This is a genomic window from Cellulosimicrobium sp. AB352, from assembly GCF_049538415.1.
GTDB lineage: Bacteria > Actinomycetota > Actinomycetes > Actinomycetales > Cellulomonadaceae > Cellulosimicrobium > Cellulosimicrobium funkei.
In genome coordinates, this window is record NZ_JBMVFX010000004.1 from 55,541 (window position 1) to 72,236 (window position 16,696).

Annotated in this window: 13 protein-coding genes; all 13 read left to right on the top strand. The window is 71.6% G+C overall.

The annotated features are described in order from the left end of the window. Window positions 1-39 precede the first annotated feature (39 nt). The 13 genes from ACPCUX_RS04210 (at window position 40) to ACPCUX_RS04270 (ending at window position 16,682) form a co-directional block, all read left to right on the top strand. Entirely contained in the window at window positions 40-1,251 is a 1,212-nt protein-coding gene (locus ACPCUX_RS04210) for a hypothetical protein (protein WP_423388219.1), read from the top strand. A gap of 63 nt (window positions 1,252-1,314) precedes the next feature. Further along, the gene (locus tag ACPCUX_RS04215; RefSeq protein ID WP_423388220.1) at window positions 1,315-3,096 is read left to right on the top strand and encodes an ABC transporter ATP-binding protein; all 1,782 of its coding nucleotides are present in this window, start codon (window positions 1,315-1,317) and stop codon (window positions 3,094-3,096) included. A 3-nt stretch (window positions 3,097-3,099) separates the two neighbouring features. Further along, a complete protein-coding gene (locus ACPCUX_RS04220) occupies window positions 3,100-4,350 on the top strand; it encodes a hypothetical protein (protein ID WP_423388221.1) in 1,251 nt (416 codons plus the stop codon). Continuing rightward, window positions 4,347-5,498, top strand: a complete 1,152-nt coding sequence (locus ACPCUX_RS04225) for a glycosyltransferase family 1 protein (protein ID WP_423388222.1) — start codon at window positions 4,347-4,349, stop codon at window positions 5,496-5,498. Before ACPCUX_RS04220 ends, ACPCUX_RS04225 begins: the two co-directional genes overlap by 4 nt. A gap of 30 nt (window positions 5,499-5,528) precedes the next feature. Then, entirely contained in the window at window positions 5,529-6,614 is a 1,086-nt protein-coding gene (locus ACPCUX_RS04230; protein WP_423388223.1) for a glycosyltransferase, read from the top strand. A 67-nt stretch (window positions 6,615-6,681) separates the two neighbouring features. Then, on the top strand, window positions 6,682-7,980 hold the full coding sequence (locus tag ACPCUX_RS04235) for a nucleotide sugar dehydrogenase (protein ID WP_423388224.1): 1,299 nt from the start codon (window positions 6,682-6,684) through the stop codon (window positions 7,978-7,980). Continuing rightward, window positions 7,977-8,942, top strand: coding sequence for a glycosyltransferase (locus tag ACPCUX_RS04240; RefSeq protein ID WP_423388225.1), 966 nt, complete (start codon window positions 7,977-7,979; stop codon window positions 8,940-8,942). The genes ACPCUX_RS04235 and ACPCUX_RS04240 overlap by 4 nt, the downstream gene beginning before the upstream one ends. Next, complete coding sequence (locus ACPCUX_RS04245) at window positions 8,939-9,826, top strand: glycosyltransferase (RefSeq protein ID WP_051027626.1); 888 nt, start codon at window positions 8,939-8,941, stop codon at window positions 9,824-9,826. Before ACPCUX_RS04240 ends, ACPCUX_RS04245 begins: the two co-directional genes overlap by 4 nt. Window positions 9,827-9,841: 15 nt before the next feature. Then, window positions 9,842-11,815: a DUF6541 family protein gene (locus ACPCUX_RS04250; RefSeq protein ID WP_423388226.1), complete on the top strand. Its 1,974-nt coding sequence runs from the start codon at window positions 9,842-9,844 to the stop codon at window positions 11,813-11,815. Between the two features lie 112 nt (window positions 11,816-11,927). Beyond that, complete coding sequence (glf, locus tag ACPCUX_RS04255; RefSeq protein WP_034650576.1) at window positions 11,928-13,115, top strand: UDP-galactopyranose mutase; 1,188 nt, start codon at window positions 11,928-11,930, stop codon at window positions 13,113-13,115. Then, the gene (locus tag ACPCUX_RS04260; RefSeq protein WP_423388227.1) at window positions 13,112-15,109 is read left to right on the top strand and encodes a glycosyltransferase; all 1,998 of its coding nucleotides are present in this window, start codon (window positions 13,112-13,114) and stop codon (window positions 15,107-15,109) included. Before glf ends, ACPCUX_RS04260 begins: the two co-directional genes overlap by 4 nt. Further along, window positions 15,106-15,960 (top strand): ABC transporter permease, encoded by an 855-nt coding sequence (locus ACPCUX_RS04265; RefSeq protein WP_034650568.1) that lies wholly within the window; start codon window positions 15,106-15,108, stop codon window positions 15,958-15,960. The genes ACPCUX_RS04260 and ACPCUX_RS04265 overlap by 4 nt, the downstream gene beginning before the upstream one ends. Beyond that, a complete protein-coding gene (locus tag ACPCUX_RS04270) occupies window positions 15,960-16,682 on the top strand; it encodes an ABC transporter ATP-binding protein (protein ID WP_034650565.1) in 723 nt (240 codons plus the stop codon). The genes ACPCUX_RS04265 and ACPCUX_RS04270 overlap by 1 nt, the downstream gene beginning before the upstream one ends. Window positions 16,683-16,696: the final 14 nt, after the last annotated feature.

Below are 16,696 nucleotides of genomic sequence, written 5' to 3' on the forward strand. Positions count from 1 at the left end.
GGCGCAGGTCCGGCGGACGACGACACTCCAGGAGGTTCGATGAGCGCGGCGAGACGGCTCCGCGGGATCCTGCCTCGACGGCTCGACGGGCTCCTGTACGGGGTGCAGCGTCGGCTCCCGCTCGTGGTCGGGGAGCGGCTCGACGAGCGCTACTTCGGGTACAGCGCTGCGGACCGCCCCGCGCCTGTCGCGGTGCCCGCGACCGGTCGACGGGTCTACGTCGCCCCCGCCAACTTCGCCGGCCAGGGGTATGCGTGGTCGCGCGCGCTCGAGCGGCACGTCGACGACCTCACCGCCGTGAGCATGGCGCCCGTGCGCGACGGGGGCTTCGGGTTCCGTGTCGACTACCCCGTGCCCTACCCGGTCTACGCCGCCTCGCGACGGTGGCAGCGAGCGCAGCGGCAGCAGGTGCTGAGCTACACGCACGTCGTCCTCGAGGCGGGCCGACCGCTCTTCCCGCGCCTCGGGGCGGGGACCGTCGCGGCCGAGGTCGCCGAGCTGCGCTCGAACGGGCTGCGGGTGGTGATGCTGTTCCACGGGAGCGACATCCGGTCCCCGGACCGCCACGCGGCGTCGAGCCGGTGGTCCCCGTTCCACGAGAACGGTTGGGAGGAGGTCCCGCGGCTCCGCGAGATCGCCGCGATGAACAAGGCCACCGCCGCCGACCTGGGCGTGCCCGTGCTCGTCTCGACGCCGGACCTCCTGCTCGACGTGCCCTGGGCGCGGTGGTGCCCCGTCGTCGTCGAGGCGGAGCGTTGGGCGAGCGGGAGCCCGCTGCTCGAGCGAGAGCGGCCGCTCGTCGTGCACGCTCCCAGCCGGGGCGTCGTCAAGGGCACGGCCCTCGTCGAGCCCGCCCTGCGTGAGCTGGACGCCGCGGGGGTGATCGAGTACCGGCCGGTCTCCGGCGTGCCGAACGACGCCATGCCCGCGCTCTACGGGGAGGCCGACGTCGTCGTCGACCAGTTCCGGATCGGGAGCTACGGCGCCGCGGCGTGCGAGGCGTTGGCCGCGGGGCGCGTCGTCGTGTCGCACGTCGACGACCAGGTGCGGTCCGCCGTCCGGGAGGCGAGCGGCCTCGACGTTCCCATCGTCGAGGCGACACCGGATACGCTGTCCGACGTGCTGCGGCGGATCGCCGGCGACCGAGAGGCATTCCGTGAGGTCGCCTCGCGCGGACCGCAGTTCGTCGACACGTTGCACGGGGGGAGGTTCTCGGCGCGCGTGCTCGCCGAGACGCTCGACGTCCTCTGACGAACGGCGCGGTGCCCGCACGTGCGGGCACAACCACCCGTCCTGGTGAAAGGTCCGGTCCGCTTGAAGGTCATCTTCGGAACGCTCAGCAGCATCCTGCCCTACCTCCCCGGCGGCGCACGCCGGTTCCTCAAGTGGTACGTCGTGCTCAGCTGCGCGCTGGGCCTGCTGGACATCGCGGCCCTCGGCGTGATCGCCGTGGCGCTGTCCAGCATGGCGACGGGGTCGTCCGTGATCGACCTGCCGCTCGTGGGCTCGGTCGATCAGTCGAGCTTCGTGTGGGTCATCCTCTTCGCCTGCCTGCTGATCGTCACCAAGTCGGGGCTCTCCGTCCTGCTCCAGTGGTTCGCGACCCGCCGCTTCGCCGCGTTCGAGCTCGAGATCGGCGACCGGCTCTTCGACGCATACATCCGGGCGCCGTGGACCGAGCGTCTCGGGCGGAACACCGCGCAGCTGGTCCGTCTCGCGGACGTCGGCATCGCGAACGTCACCTCCGGCTTCCTGCTCCCCGTCGCGGGCCTGCCGATGCAGGTGGTCACGCTCGGCGCGGTGCTCCTGGTGCTCGCCGTGTCCCAGCCCGCCACCGCCGGCATCACGTTCGTCTACCTCGGCCTGGTGGCGGCCTTCCTCTACCTGTGGGTCGGGCGCCGTTCGTACCAGGCGGGCCGGGTGAACCGCGACTACTCGTTCCGGGTCGCGACGCTCATGACGGAGATGGTCTCCGCCCTGAAGGAGATCACGCTCCGCGACAAGGCGGGCGAGGTGGCGCAGGTCGTCCACGCGAACCGCATCCACACCACCCGGGCGCGTGCGAACATCTCGTTCCTGGGCGCCGTCCCGAAGTTCGTCATCGACTCCGCGCTGATCGGCGGGTTCGTCCTCGTCGGCGGGTTCGCCTGGCTCACCCAGGGGCAGGCGGAGGCCTTCGCCAGCGTGGCGCTCTTCGGTGTCGCGGGCTTCCGCATGGTGCCCGCGCTCGTGACCTTCCAGTCGACGATGTCGAGCGCGACCGCGAACATCCCGCACGTCCAGGCTGTGATCGGAGACATCCGCGCCGCCCAGGAGTACATCGCGCATGCCGAGCAGATCGGCAAGGCGCCCATCGTCGGCGAGCCGCGCTCGCTGGAGCTGCGTGACGTCGCGTTCACCTACCCGAGGACGACGGTCGAGGCCGTGCACGGGATCACCCTGTCCGTCCCGCTGGGCAGCACGGTCGGTGTCGTCGGGCAGTCCGGCGCGGGGAAGTCGACCCTGATCGACATCTTCCTGGGCCTGCTGGTGCCCTCCCGTGGGTCGATCACCGTGGGGGACCAGCGTCTCGAGGACGTCCTAGGCGCCTGGCGCAGCCGCGTGGGGTACGTACCGCAGGACGTGGCGCTCTTCGACGGGACCGTGGCCCAGAACGTCGCCCTCTCGTGGAGCGGTGACATCGACCGCGACCGTGTCGTGGCCGTGCTCCAGCAGGCGCAGCTGTGGGACGTCGTCGCGTCGCGCGACGGAGGGATCGACGCCCGCATCGGCGAGCGGGGCATGGCGTTCTCGGGCGGCCAGCGTCAGCGTCTCGGGATTGCCCGCGCGCTCTACTCCGACCCGCTCGTGCTGGTGCTCGACGAGGCGACGAGCGCGCTGGACACCAAGACGGAGGCCAGCGTGGCGGAGGCCATCAGCGGGCTGCGCGGGCGGGTGACCGTCATCAGCGTGGCGCACCGGCTCTCGACCGTCCGCAACAACGACCTGATCTGCTTCATGCGGGACGGGACGATCGTCGACCAGGGTCGGTTCGACGAGCTGGTGGAGCGGGTGCCCGAGTTCGCCGTTCAGGCGACGCTCGCGGGCCTGGTGTAGCCCATGTCGATCTCGACGCGTCTCAACCGGATCGTGAGTGCGCTCGTCGCGCGTCGCTCGCGCCTGCCCCGACCCGTCAACGCTGCGCTCGACCGGATCGTGGCGGGTGGCGGAGGCCCGCTGGGCCGCTTCGCGCAGGACGCCCTCGGCCGTCTGTCGGGGGGCGGCGCCCGCCCCGGGTCGCGGCCTGCGGTGCCCGGCACGCCGGTCCGCCTCTTCGTGGGCCCGACGAACTACGCGGGGCAGGGCTACCTGTGGGCCCGTGCGGTCGAGCGCGAGATCGCCGGCGTGGGGGCCGTGAACATGGTGGCCGAGGTCGAGCACGGGTTCCGGTTCCCCGCCGACGACGCGGTACCGGTCGCGACCTACCTCCTGTCCCGGCCCTGGCAGGAGGAGCAGCGGCGGTACGTCGAGCAGTTCACGCACGTCCTCGTCGAGGCGGAACGCCCGCTCCTGGGCCGGCTGCACGGAGGTGACGCCTTCGCGGAGACGAGGTCCCTGCAGGAGTCGGGGCTGCGCGTGGCGATGATGTGCCACGGCACCGACGTGCGCCTGCCGAGCCGGCACCGGGCCACTCACCCCTGGTCGCCCTTCCACGACGACTCGGCCGCTACCGCCACGCTCGAGGACGTCGCGCGGAAGAACATCGACGGGCTCGCGTCCCTGTCCGTGCCGGTCTTCGTCTCGACGCCGGACCTCCTGGAAGACGTCCCCGACGCCACGTGGTGCCCGGTCGTCGTGGACGCGGCCCGGTGGTCTCCGTCGGCGCGCGTGCTCGAGCGACCCCGACCGCTCGTGGTGCACGTCCCGAGCAGCTCGTCCGTGAAGGGCACGCAGCTGATCGCGCCGGTGCTCGAGAGGCTCGCCGAGCGCGGGACGATCGACTTCCGGTACGTCGAGGGCGTCCCGGCGGCCGACATGCCCGCGCTCTACGGTGAGGCCGACATCGTGCTCGACCAGTTCCGGATCGGCAGCTACGGGGTCGCAGCGTGCGAGGCCATGGCGGCCGGCCGGGTGGTCGTGGGGCACGTGTCGCCCGCTGTGCGGTCCCACGTCCTGCGGACGACCGGCCTGGAGCTGCCGATCGTCGAGGCGACGCCCGACTCGCTCGAGGAGGTGCTGACGGCCGTCCTGGACGACCGCGAGCACTACCGACGACGAGCTGCCCGAGGCCCCGAGTTCGTCGCGGCCGTCCACGACGGCCGGACGTCGAGCGATGTACTCCGCCCGTTCCTCCTGGAGGCCCGCACGTGACGGACCGGTCGCGCCCACGACTGCTCATCCTCTCCTTCTCGCCCATCGTCTCCGACGCCCGGCTGCTCAAGCAGGTCCGGAGGTTCCGCGACGACTACGCGGTGACCACCTGCGGGTACGGGGACGCGCCCGAGGGCGTCGTCGAGCACGTGCGGATCCCCGACGACGCCCCCTACAACGACGTGAACGCCAAGCTTCTCGCGGTGCGGCAGTTCTCCGTCGCCTACTGGCGCACGAGCGCCGTCCGGGCCGCGCACCGCGCGCTCGCCGGGCGCGAGTTCGACGCGGTGCTTACGAACGACCTGGAGACCGTCCCGCTCGCGCGGCGGCACTGGCCCTCGCGGATCATCCACGCGGACCTCCACGAGTACAGCCCACGGCGGCACGAGCACGTCGCGGACTGGGTGCGGTGGCGGCAGCCTTACTACGAGTGGTTGTGCCGTGCCCACGTCTCCCGCGTGGCCTCGACCTCGACGGTCTCCGGGGGGCTGGCACGCCAGTACGCGGAGCAGTTCGGCTTCAACCCGGACGTGGTGACCAACGCCGCGCCCTACGCCGACCTCGCGGCCCTGCCGACGGGCGAGCCGCTGCGGCTGGTCCACAGCGGCGCGGGGATGGCGGACCGCGACCTCATGCTCATGATCGACGCCGTGGACCTCGCGCGCACCGACGTCACGCTCGATCTGTTCCTCACGCCGAACAACCCCCGGTACGTCGACGACCTCCGCGCCCGCGCGAGCCAGGTCGAGGGTGTCACGGTGCACGACCCGGTCCCGTACGAGCGGTTGGTGGCGACGCTCAACGAGTACGACGTCGGCGTGTTCGTCCTGCCGCCCATCAACTTCAGCTATCGGTGGGCGTTGCCCAACAAGTTCTTCGACTACGTCCAGGCCAGGCTGGGTGTCGTCGTCGGGCCCTCGGAGGAGATGGCAGGCCCCGTCCGGGATCACGGGATCGGGGCGGTGGCGAAGGCCTTCGACGCGCCGGCGCTGGCCGAGGTGATCGACGGCCTCAGCCCGGAGCAGGTGACCGCGTGGAAACGGGCCTCCGACGCCGCGGCGCACGAGCTGTCGGCGGAGAACGTCGCGCACGTGTGGGCACGCGCCGTCGACGCGATCCTCGCGGGACGCCCCGGCGGCGGTCGATGACGTCGACCCACGAACGACCAGGAGGACCTCATGAACACCGCTGACCCGACGCCCGCGGTCGACCTCGTCGTCGCCGTCCACAGCACGGGGCGGCCGGTGGAGCGCGCCGTCGCGTCGGTGCTCGACGGCACTCGGTCGGCGGTCCGTGTCACGGTCGTGTGCCACAACATCGGGCGCGCCGAGATCGCCGGGAAGCTGGGCCCTCTCGCCGCCGATCCCCGGGTGCGCCTCGTCGAGCACGTCGACGGCGTGCGGTCGCCCTCGGGCCCGTTCAACCGGGGCATGGACGAGGCGACGGCGCCGTTCACGTCGATCATGGGGTCCGACGACACGCTCGAACCGGGCGCGGTCGACTCGTGGCTCCGCAAGCAGCGTGCCGACGACGCCGACGTCGTGGTCACCCGGCTCCGGCACGCAGCCGGCCCGGTCGTGCCGACGCCACCCGTCCGCCCGGGCCGGACGCGCCGCCTGGACGGGACCCGTGACAGGCTCTCGTACCGCAGCGCTCCGCTGGGGCTCGTCCGACGTGAGGCGTTCCCGTCGCTCCGCCTGACGGAGGGAGCGCCTGTCGGCGGCGACATCGCGTTCGTCCTCGCGCTGTGGTTCTCCGGGCGCAGCATCAGCTACGACAGGACCGGTCCGGCCTACGTGATCGGTGCGGACGCGGCGGACCGCGTGACGTTCCGCCCCAAGCCCGTCTCCGAGGAGTTCACCTACCTGCCGAGCCTCGTCGAGGCGGAGTGGTTCACGGGCCTGCCGGCGCAGGCCAGGACCTCCTACGCGGTCAAGTTCCTCCGCGTCCAGGTCTTCGGTGCCGTGCACAACAGGCCCGACCCCGCGTTCTGGACGCCCGCTGAGCGCGTCGACCTGCGCGACGTGACGCGGCGTGTGCTCGGGTTCGCTCCCGGCGCGGAACGTGTGCTCTCCGTCGCCGACCGTCGTCTCCTGGACGCCGTCCTCGACGTGGGCACGCCCGTCGAGCGTCTCTTCGCGCTGAGCGAGGCGCGGCGCCGCTACCGCTCGGCTGCCGCCGTGCTCACCCGCGACCCGTCGCGTCTCCTCGCTCGGGAGGCGCCGCTGCGCTTCATGACCGCGTCTGTCCTGACACGACGCTGACCGCCATATCATCCTGTACGGCGCACTGCTGTCGCGTGCGCCACGTCCCCTTCCAGATGAGGAACCCATGCGCATCGCCGTCATCGCTCTCGGCAAGATCGGTCTTCCCCTTGCCGTCCAGTTCGCCGACCAGGGGCACGACGTCGTGGGCGTCGACGTGAATCCCGCCGTCGTCGAGAAGGTCAACGCCGGGGTGGAGCCGTTCCCCGGCGAGGCCCACCTCCAGGAGAAGCTCACGGAGCTCGTCCCCGCGGGGCGGCTGCGCGCGACGACCGACTACGGGGACGCGGTGCCGGGTGCGGACGCCGTCGTGCTGGTGGTGCCGCTCTTCGTCGACGAGGAGACGGCGCAGCCCGACTTCGGCTGGATGGACGCCGCGACGCGGTCGCTGGCGGAGCACCTGACCCCCGGGACCCTCGTGTCGTACGAGACGACGCTGCCCGTCGGCACCACGCGCAACCGCTGGAAGCCGCTCCTGGAGGAGGTCTCCGGCCTGCGCGAGGGCGAGGACTTCCACCTCGTCTTCTCGCCGGAGCGCGTGCTGACGGGACGGGTGTTCGCGGACCTGCGCCGCTACCCGAAGCTCGTCGGAGGGCTCTCGGAGGCCGGCGCGCAGCGGGCCCGGGAGTTCTACGAGGCGGTCCTCACGTTCGACGAGCGCGACGACCTCGCCCGTCCGAACGGGGTGTGGGACCTGGGGTCCGCCGAGGCGGCGGAGCTCGCCAAGCTCGCCGAGACGACCTACCGGGACGTCAACATCGGCCTCGCGAACCAGTTCGCCCTGTTCGCCGACGAGCACGCCATCGACGTGTACTCCGTGATCGAGGCGTGCAACTCCCAGCCGTACAGCCACATCCACCGCCCGGGCATCGCGGTCGGGGGTCACTGCATCCCGGTGTATCCCCGCCTCTACCTGTCGGTCGACCCGAAGGCGTCGATCGTCCGCGAGGCCCGCGCCGTGAACGCCGCGATGCCGGACCGCGTGGTCGAGCGCGCCGCCGAGGTGCTGGGCGATCTCTCGGGGCTGCGCTCCGTGGTCCTCGGGGCCGCGTACCGCGGCGGGGTCAAGGAGACGGCGTTCTCCGGCGTGTTCGCCACCGTCCGGGCGCTCGAGGAGCGAGGCGCGACCGTCGTCGTCCATGACCCGCTCTACTCCGACGACGAGCTGCGGTCGCTGGGCCTCGAGCCGTACGCGTACGGCGACGCCGCCGACCTCGCCGTCGTGCAGACCGACCACGCGGAGTACGCGGAGCTGGGTCCGGACCGCCTGCCGGGGGTCCGCCTCGTCGTGGACGGGCGTCGGGTCACCGACGCCGCGCGCTGGTCCGGCACGCCGCGCATCGTGCTCGGGGGCGGGACGGCGTGACCACCTCGAGCGGCGCGCCGGCGCGGGTCGTCGCGGTCGTCGTCGCGTACGCGCGCCGGGACCTGCTCGTGGAGGCGCTCGACGCGCTCGCCGTCCAGACGCGGCCGGTGGACGCGGTGCTCGTCGTGGACAACGCGTCGCCGGACGACTCGGCGGTCGTCGCCGCGACCCACCGCGTGGCGCCGACCGTGCTGGAGCTGGCACGCAACACCGGCGGTGCCGGGGGCTTCGCCGTCGGCCTCGCGCACGCGGTCGAGGAGATGGCCGCCGACCTGGTCTGGCTCATGGACGACGACACGATCCCGACGCCGGGGGCGCTGCAGGAGCTCCTGGCCGCGCGCGACGGCTACGGGGGGCCCGTCGCGCTCCTGGGGAGCCGCGTGGTGTGGACCGACGGCCGCGACCACCCGATGAACACGCCGCGGCGGCGGCCGGGCGCGGCGGGCGCCGAGGTGCGGTCCGCGGCCTCGGTCGCGGCGGTGCCGGTACGGTCCTCCTCGTTCGTCTCGATGCTCGTCGACGCGCGCGCGGTCCGGCACCACGGGCTGCCCGTGGCGGACTACTTCATCTGGAACGACGACTTCGAGTACTCCGCCCGCCTGCTGCGCTCGGGGACCGGTCTGCACGTGCCGCGGAGCGTCGTCGAGCACCGGACGAAGACCTTCGGGGCGACGGACGCCGACCCCGGTCCTCGGTTCTACTACGAGGTGCGCAACAAGATCTGGATGCTCACCCGCTCGTCGTCGCTCTCGCCGTCGGAGCGGGTGCTGTACGCCGGGGCCAGCGCACGACGGTGGCTGCGCACCGCCGCGCGCTCGCAGGACCGGCGCACGCTCCTGGCGGCCGGGGTGAAGGGGCTGCGGGACGGGGTGTTCCGCCGCCCGCGGCCCAACAGCCGGGTCCTCGCCGGGCTCGGTCCGGTCAGCGCCTCGGTCGAGCGGCTCGAACGGTCCACGGCGTGACGACGACGCCGTTCTCCGTCCTTCTCCCGTACTACCGCAGCGACGACCCCGAGCACCTGCGGAGGTCGTTCCTCTCTGTGACGGCCGACCAGACGCTCCCGCCGGACGAGGTGGTGCTGGTGCAGGACGGCCCGACGGGCCCGGAGCTCGACGAGGCCGTCCTCGCGCTCGTCGCCGCCTCCGCCGTCCCGGTCGACCATGTCCGGCTCGAGGCGAACGTCGGCCTCGCCCGCGCCCTGGAGGCCGGCCTCGTGCGCTGTCGTCACGAGGTCGTCGCCCGGCAGGACGCCGACGACGTCTCGCGCCCGGAGCGCTTCGCCGCCCAGCTGCCGCTCCTCGAGCGCGGGTTCGACCTCGTGGGCAGCGCCATCGAGGAGCTCGACGACAGCCGGCCCGGCGACGGGCTCGTCCGCGTGCCTCCCACGACGCAGGCGGAGATCGTGCGACGGGCCCGGTTCGCGTCCCCGTTCAACCACCCGACCGTGGTGTTCCGTCGCAGCGCGGTCCGTGAGGCCGGTGGCTACGAGCACCTCGACCTCCTCGAGGACTACTGGCTCTTCGCCCGCATGATCGCGCGCGGTGCCCGGGTGGCGAACGTCCCCGACCCCCTCGTGCTGTACCGCGTCGACGCCGGGGCCTACCGACGGCGCGGCGGACGCCGGCTCCTGCGGTCCGAGATCGAGCTGCAGCGGCGGATGCGGGCGATCGGGTTCACGACGCTCGCGCAGTTCGTGCGCAACGTTCTCGTCCGGGGCGGATATCGTGTCCTGGGCGAACCGGTCCGGCGTGCCCTGTATCGGGCATGGGTCGCGGTGGCGGTCCGACGGGAGCCGCTGATGCCCGCCCGGCACGCGAACCGCCGGGCGAGGTCCCGTCGTGAGTGAAGAATCGAGGGCTCGGTGAGCTGGTGGTCCGTCCTGGACGAGCTCGGGTGGGCGCTGCTGTTCCTGTTCGGGCCGGGCCTCGCCGTCGGCGCGGCGCTCGGCCTGCGGCGCGTCTGGTTGCTCGCTGTCGCCCCTGCGGCGAGCGTCGCCGTCCTCGGCGCCGGCGCGGTGCTCCTCGATCTCGTCGGGATGCCGTGGGGCCGGCTCGGTGCGCTCGTGGTCACGGTGGTCGCGGTGGTGTGCGTGCTGGGTCTGCGACGCCTGCTCGGCAGCCGCTGGCCGACCGACGCAGCCTCCCCGCCCTCCACGCTGTGGACCCTCGTGGGTCTCGTCGTGTCGGCGCCCCTCGCGGCGCTCCCGATCAAGCGCGGCATGATCGACCCCGGGATGCCCGCCCAGACGTGGGACACGCCCTTCCACGTGAACGCGGTGCGATGGATCCTGGAGACGGGTGACGGGTCGACGCTCCACCTCGGCGCGGTGTCGAGCAACCCGCAGGTCGAGCGCTTCTACCCGGCCGGGTGGCACGACCTCGTCGCGCTCGTCGTCGGCGACTCGATCCCCGCCGCGGTGAACGTCACGGCCATCGTGGTGGCCGCGGTCGTCTGGCCGCTGGGGCTGGCCTGCCTGGTCGGTGCGGTCGTGCCGATGAGCCGCCTCGCGCCTGTCGTGGCGATGTGCCTGGGCGGTGCGTTCATCGCGTTCCCCGCTCGTATCCAGTCGGTCGGGACGCTCTGGCCCAACGCGCTCGCCTTCGCGCTCGTGCCGGTCGCGCTCGCCCTGACCGTCCGGCTGACGGGGATGCGACGTGCCGTGCTGCCGGGGGCCGACCCCGGCAGCAGACCCGCGGTGCTGACGGGGCTCGTGGCCGTGCTCGGCGGGGTCACGGTCTGCCACCCCAACGGGCTGCTCGCCTACGTGGTGCTCAGCGCCCCGCTGTGGGCGGCGGCGTGGTGGCGTGCCGCACGCGGCTACCGCGAGGCTTCCCGGGCGGTGCGGTCGGTCGTGGTCGGGATCCCCGTCGCGGTCGTCGTGCTCGCCGTCGTCCTCCTGTTCTCCCCTCTGGTCCGCTCGGTGTCGTCGTACCGGCGTGAGCATCTCGAAGGGCGCCTCGACGCCGTCCTCAGCGTCGTCACCGACTCCCAGCAGGGCGCCATGCTCTACGGGAACACGGACCGCGCCTGGTGGCTGCTCGGCCTCGTGGTCCTGGGGATCCTCACGACGTTCCTGCTGCGCCGGGGGCGGTGGCTCACGGTCAGCCTGCTGATCGTGCTGGGCATGTACACGCTCACCGTCGCGCCGCTGCCCGCGCTCCAGTGGGTCGTCGGCCCGTGGTACTCGGACCCCTTGCGCATCGGGGCGCTCTGCGTGGTGGTGATGGCACCGTTGACCGCGCTCGGTCTGGTGGGTGCGGGCGAGGCGGTCCGCCGCGCCCTGGACGGCCGCGGTGCCGGTCGGGCCGCGGTCGCGGCCGAGGTGGTCACCGCCGTCGCCCTCGTCGCGGTGGTCGTCGGCAGCGGGTGGCTGCGTGCGGACGGACGGCAGTGGATGTACGACCTCTACTACGCCGACCCCGAGGGCCGCTGGGGCATGGTCACGCAGGACGAGCTCGACATGATCGACCGCCTCGAGGACGAGCTGCCGGACGACGCGGTCGTGCTGGGGTCCCCCTTCACCGGCGCGCCGTTCGTCTACGGGCTCACCGGTCACGACGTCGTGTTCCCGCACATCAGCGGGAGCTGGGGGCCGGACGAGTTGCTCCTCGCGACGGAGCTCGACTCGCGGAGCGACGTCGACGACGTCTGCGCAGCGCTGGAGCGGACCGGGGTGACGCACCTCTACACGGACTCCCGGCCCTACTGGCCGGAGAACGAGAACCAGGTCCGCTACGAGGCTCTTCTCGACGACCCCGAGGACCTGCCGCTCGGTCTCGAGCTCGTCGACGAGGGCGGGTCGGCGCGGGTGTACGCGATCACGTCCTGCGGGTAGTCCTCGCGCGTGAACGTTCCGTGTTGACCGTTCCCCGCGACCCGCTGCGGGCATTCCCGGCCGTGCCGGTCACGTAGGCTGTCCCGGCCAGCGTGCTACCTAAGGAGATTGAGTGGACGCCGACCTTGTCGTTGTCGGTTCGGGTTTCTTCGGCCTGACCGTCGCGGAGCGGATCGCCGCAGAGTTCGACCGGAAGGTCCTCGTGATCGACCGCCGGTCCCACATCGGTGGCAACGCCTACAGCGAGGCCGAGGAGTCGACCGGGATCGAGGTGCACCGCTACGGCGCGCACCTGTTCCACACGTCGAACGAACGGGTCTGGGAGTACGTCAACCGCTTCACGGCGTTCACGAGCTACGTGCACCGCGTGTACACCACGCACCGTGGCGAGGTCTTCCCGATGCCGATCAACCTCGGCACGATCAACCAGTTCTTCCGTTCGGCGCACGGCCCCGACGCCGCGCGCGCGCTCGTCAAGGAGCTGTCCGCCGAGCTCGGCGGCAAGAAGCCGGAGAACCTCGACGAGCAGGGGGTCTCGCTCATCGGGCGCCCGCTGTACGAGGCCTTCATCCGTGAGTACACGGCGAAGCAGTGGCAGACGGACCCGCGCGAGCTGCCCGCGTCGATCATCTCGAGGCTGCCGGTGCGGTACACGTACGACAACCGGTACTTCAACGACACGCACGAGGGTCTGCCGGTCGACGGCTACACGGCGTGGCTCGAGCGCATGGCCGACCACAAGAACATCGAGGTGCGTCTGGGCGTCGACTTCTTCGACGAGTCCCAGCCGGTGAGCAAGGGCAACGTGGTGGGGAACGTGCCGGTCGTCTACACGGGGCCGGTCGACCGCTACTTCGACTATGCCGAGGGCGACCTGTCGTGGCGCACGCTCGACTTCGAGGAGGAGGTCCTCCCGGTCGGTGACTTCCAGGGCACCCCGGTGATGAACTACGCCGACGCGGACGTGCCGTACACGCGCATCCACGAGTTCCGGCACTTCCACCCTGAGCGGGACTACCCCACGGACAAGACGGTGATCATGCGGGAGTTCTCCCGCTTCGCCGACCGCGCCGACGAGCCGTACTACCCGGTGAACACGCCGGCGGACCGGGAGCGCCTCCTCAAGTACCGCGACCTCGCGGCGGGGGAGACGGACGTGATCTTCGGCGGCCGGCTCGGTACCTACAAGTACCTCGACATGCACATGGCCATCGGAGCAGCGCTCTCCGTGGTCGACAACAAGCTTGCGCCGCACTTCGGCGGGGGCACGCGAATCGAGAGCGGAGGGGTCGACGCGTGACGGCGACCGAGGAGCAGCAGACGACGACGCAGAGCGGGACCATGCGGACGGTCCAGCGGGTCATCTTCCCGGTGGAGTCCGACTCCGACAGCCTGGCCCTCTACGTCGAGGCGGGGGAGGCGCGACCGGCACCGTCCAAGACGGACTTCGAGTCGCTCCGGACGGGCGCGGGCACGGGCGCGGCCCCCCGCGTCTCCGAGTCCGTCCGTGCCCAGGACATCCGCAGCCGTCTGTCGATGAGCGTCCGGGCCGGGCGCCGCGTCTCGTTCGGCAGCTACTTCAACGCGTTCCCCGCCGGGTACTGGCGCCGGTGGACCGTGGTGCGCTCCGTCCGGCTGACCGCCGAGCTCGTGGGCAACGGGAACCTCACGGTCTACCGCTCGAACGCGAAGGGCGCCCAGCACCGGGTGGAGTCGTTCCACGTGGAGGGGCGCCAGACGATCTCGGTGGACCTCCCGCTCGACCGGTTCGGTGACGGCGGGTGGTACTGGTTCGACCTCATCGGCGGCACCGAGCCCCTGGTGCTCGAGCGCGCGGTGTGGGAGGTCGAGGACGAGGCGGCTCGGCACGGCCGGACGTCGCTCGGCATCACGACGTTCAACCGACCGGACTTCTGCCTCGAGACGATCCGCAGCGTGGCCGAGAACGACTCCGTACGTGCGCTCCTCGACGAGCTGATCATCGTCGACCAGGGGTCGCAGCGCGTCGAGGACGAGGACGGCTTCGCCGACGTGGCGGCGGAGATGGGCGACCAGCTCCGCATCATCAAGCAGGCCAACATCGGCGGCTCGGGCGGTTTCTCGCGCGCCATGTACGAGACCGTCACGGCCGGCCGCAGCGACTACGTCATCCTCCTCGACGACGACATCGTCCTCGAGCCGGAGAGCATCCTGCGGCTCGTGACGTTCGCGGACTTCACGCGGGTGCCGACGCTCGTCGGCGGGCACATGTTCGACATGTACAACCGCTCGGTCCTGCACACCTTCGGCGAGATCGTCGAGCCGTGGCGCATCCAGCCCGGCGTCCCGCACCCGGACATGGAGAACGGCCACGACTTCCGCGAGAGCGGGCTCCGGGCCACCTCGTGGCTGCACCGGCGCGCGGACGTGGACTACAACGGCTGGTGGATGTGCCTCATCCCCACCGAGGTGATCCGGACGATCGGCCTGTCGCTGCCCGTCTTCATCAAGTGGGACGACGCCGAGTACGGCCTGCGTGCGCGGGCGCACGGCTTCCCGACGGTCTCGCTCCCCGGGGCGGCCGTCTGGCACGTGTCGTGGGGGGACAAGGACGACCTCGTGGGATGGCAGTCGTACTTCCACGAGCGCAACCGGCTCATCACGGCGCTGCTCTACTCCCTGTACGAGCGGGGCGGGCGGGTGCTCCGCGAGTCCACGTACATGGACGTCAAGCACCTGATCTCGATGCAGTACTACACCGAGCAGGGGCGCATCCTCGCGATGCGGGACGTCCTCGCCGGACCGGACGGCCTGCACGGGATGATCGGGACGAAGCTCCCGGAGATCCGTCGGCTCACGCAGGACTTCACGGACGCCCAGCTCAAGCCCGACCTCGACGAGTTCCCCGCGCCCGCGGCGGCGAAGCCCCGGAACAAGGGGCGTGGCGTCCAGATGCCCAGCCGCCTGATGCTGGGGCCGTGGGCGGCGAAGACCGTCGTCCGGCAGATCGCGAAGCCGGTCCCGGAGAACAAGCGGGAGCGTCCCGAGGCCGTCGTCCCGCACCAGGACGCCCGGTGGTGGCGCCTGTCGCAGTACGACTCCGCGATCGTCTCCAACGCCGAGGGCACCGGTGTCTCCTGGCACCGGAGGGACCCGCGGGTCGTGCGCACGATGCTCACCGAGGCCGTGAAGCTCCACGCGGAGCTCTTCGCGCGGTGGGGCGACCTGCGGACCACCTACCGTGACGCGCTCCCGCGCATCACGTCCGTCGAGGCGTGGGAGCGGACCTTCTCCGACAACCCGCCGTCGTCGTGAACGCACCGGCTCCGCTCGTCGCCCCCGGGCAGGGCAGAGGTCTCCTCGACGTCCTCGACCGACGGTTCCTGCTCCGCCTGATCGTCCGCAAGGAGCTCCGGGTCCGCTACCGCGGGTCGGTGCTGGGGATGGCCTGGTCGTACGTCAAGCCGGCGACCCAGTTCGCCGTGTTCTTCGTGGCCATGGGTCTGTTCCTCCGGCTGGGCGACCAGATCGAGGACTACGCGGTCTACCTCTTCTCGGGCATCGTCGTCATCAACTTCTTCGGCGAGGGCTTCGGCAACGCGACGCGCTCCATCGTCTGGAACGCGCCGCTCGTGCGGAAGATCTACCTGCCGCGCGAGCTGTTCCCCGTGGCGTCGATCTACGTCTCGGCGGTCCACTTCTTCCCGCAGCTCGTCGTCCTGCTGGTCGGTACGGTGATCGCGGGGTGGAGGCCGAACCCGGCGGAGGTCGCGGCGGGTCTGCTGGGGCTGGTGATCATCGCGACGCTCGCGCTCGGGCTGGGGCTCCTGGCCGGTGCGATCAACGTCTTCTACCGCGACGCCGAGAACTTCGTCGACCTCATCGTGATGGTCGCCACCTGGGCGTCGCCGATCCTGTACAGCTGGGAGATGGTCCGGGACACGCTGCCCGGCTGGCTCTTCACCGTCTACCAGCTCAACCCCATCACGGCCGCCGTGGAGCTCTTCCACTACTGCTTCTGGTTCCCCGCCACGTCGCGCACCGCCGCGATGCCGCCGAACCTGTGGATGTGGGGCTTCGTCGGCCTCGCCATCTCGGTCGTGGTCGTGTTCCTCGGGCAGTCCGTCTTCCGGCGCCTCGAGGGGCGCTTCGCGCAGGAGCTGTGATGACGTCGTCCATCGAGATCTCTCACGTCCAGAAGCGGTTCACGCTGCGGCACAACCGCTCTCTCAAGGAGCTGGCCGTCGCGATGGTCCGGGGCAAGGACCTGTCCGACACCTTCCTCGCGCTCGACGACGTCTCGCTCACCGTCGAGGAGGGCGAGACGGTCGCGCTGCTGGGGTTCAACGGCTCCGGCAAGTCGACCCTGCTCAAGCTCATCTCCGGCGTGCTGCAGCCCGACGCGGGCTCGATCGGCACGCGGGGGCGGGTCGCGGGTCTCATCGAGGTCGGTGCGGGCTTCCACCCCGACCTGACCGGTCGCGAGAACGTCCTGCTGAACGGTGCGATCCTCGGGATGTCCGAGAAGCAGGTGGAGCAGCGGTTCGACGAGATCGTCGCGTTCAGCGAGATCGAGAAGTTCATCGACACCGAGGTGAAGTTCTACTCCTCCGGCATGTTCCTGCGGCTCGCGTTCGCCGTCGCGGTGCACTCCGACCCGGAGGTCTTCCTCATCGACGAGATCCTCGCGGTGGGGGACGAGCCGTTCCAGCGCAAGTGTCTCGAGCGTGTGCGCCAGCTGCGCGACGAGGGCCGCACGCTGGTGATCGTCAGCCACGACCTCGACATGGTCGCCGACCTGTGCGACCGCGGCGTCCTCCTCGAGAAGGGTGTGGTCGTCGCGGACGGCGAGTCGCACGCCGTCGTGGAGAAGATGCGCGGCGACTGACGGCCCGCGCGGTC

Bases quoted from the DNA above. Each gene is read 5' to 3' on its own strand.
- ACPCUX_RS04210 (WP_423388219.1), top strand. From the start codon at position 40: ATGAGCGCGGCGAGACGGCTCCGCGGGATCCTGCCTCGACGGCTCGAC.
- ACPCUX_RS04220 (WP_423388221.1), top strand. From the start codon at position 3,100: ATGTCGATCTCGACGCGTCTCAACCGGATCGTGAGTGCGCTCGTCGCG.
- ACPCUX_RS04230 (WP_423388223.1), top strand. From the start codon at position 5,529: ATGAACACCGCTGACCCGACGCCCGCGGTCGACCTCGTCGTCGCCGTC.
- ACPCUX_RS04235 (WP_423388224.1), top strand. From the start codon at position 6,682: ATGCGCATCGCCGTCATCGCTCTCGGCAAGATCGGTCTTCCCCTTGCC.
- ACPCUX_RS04270 (WP_034650565.1), top strand. From the start codon at position 15,960: ATGACGTCGTCCATCGAGATCTCTCACGTCCAGAAGCGGTTCACGCTG.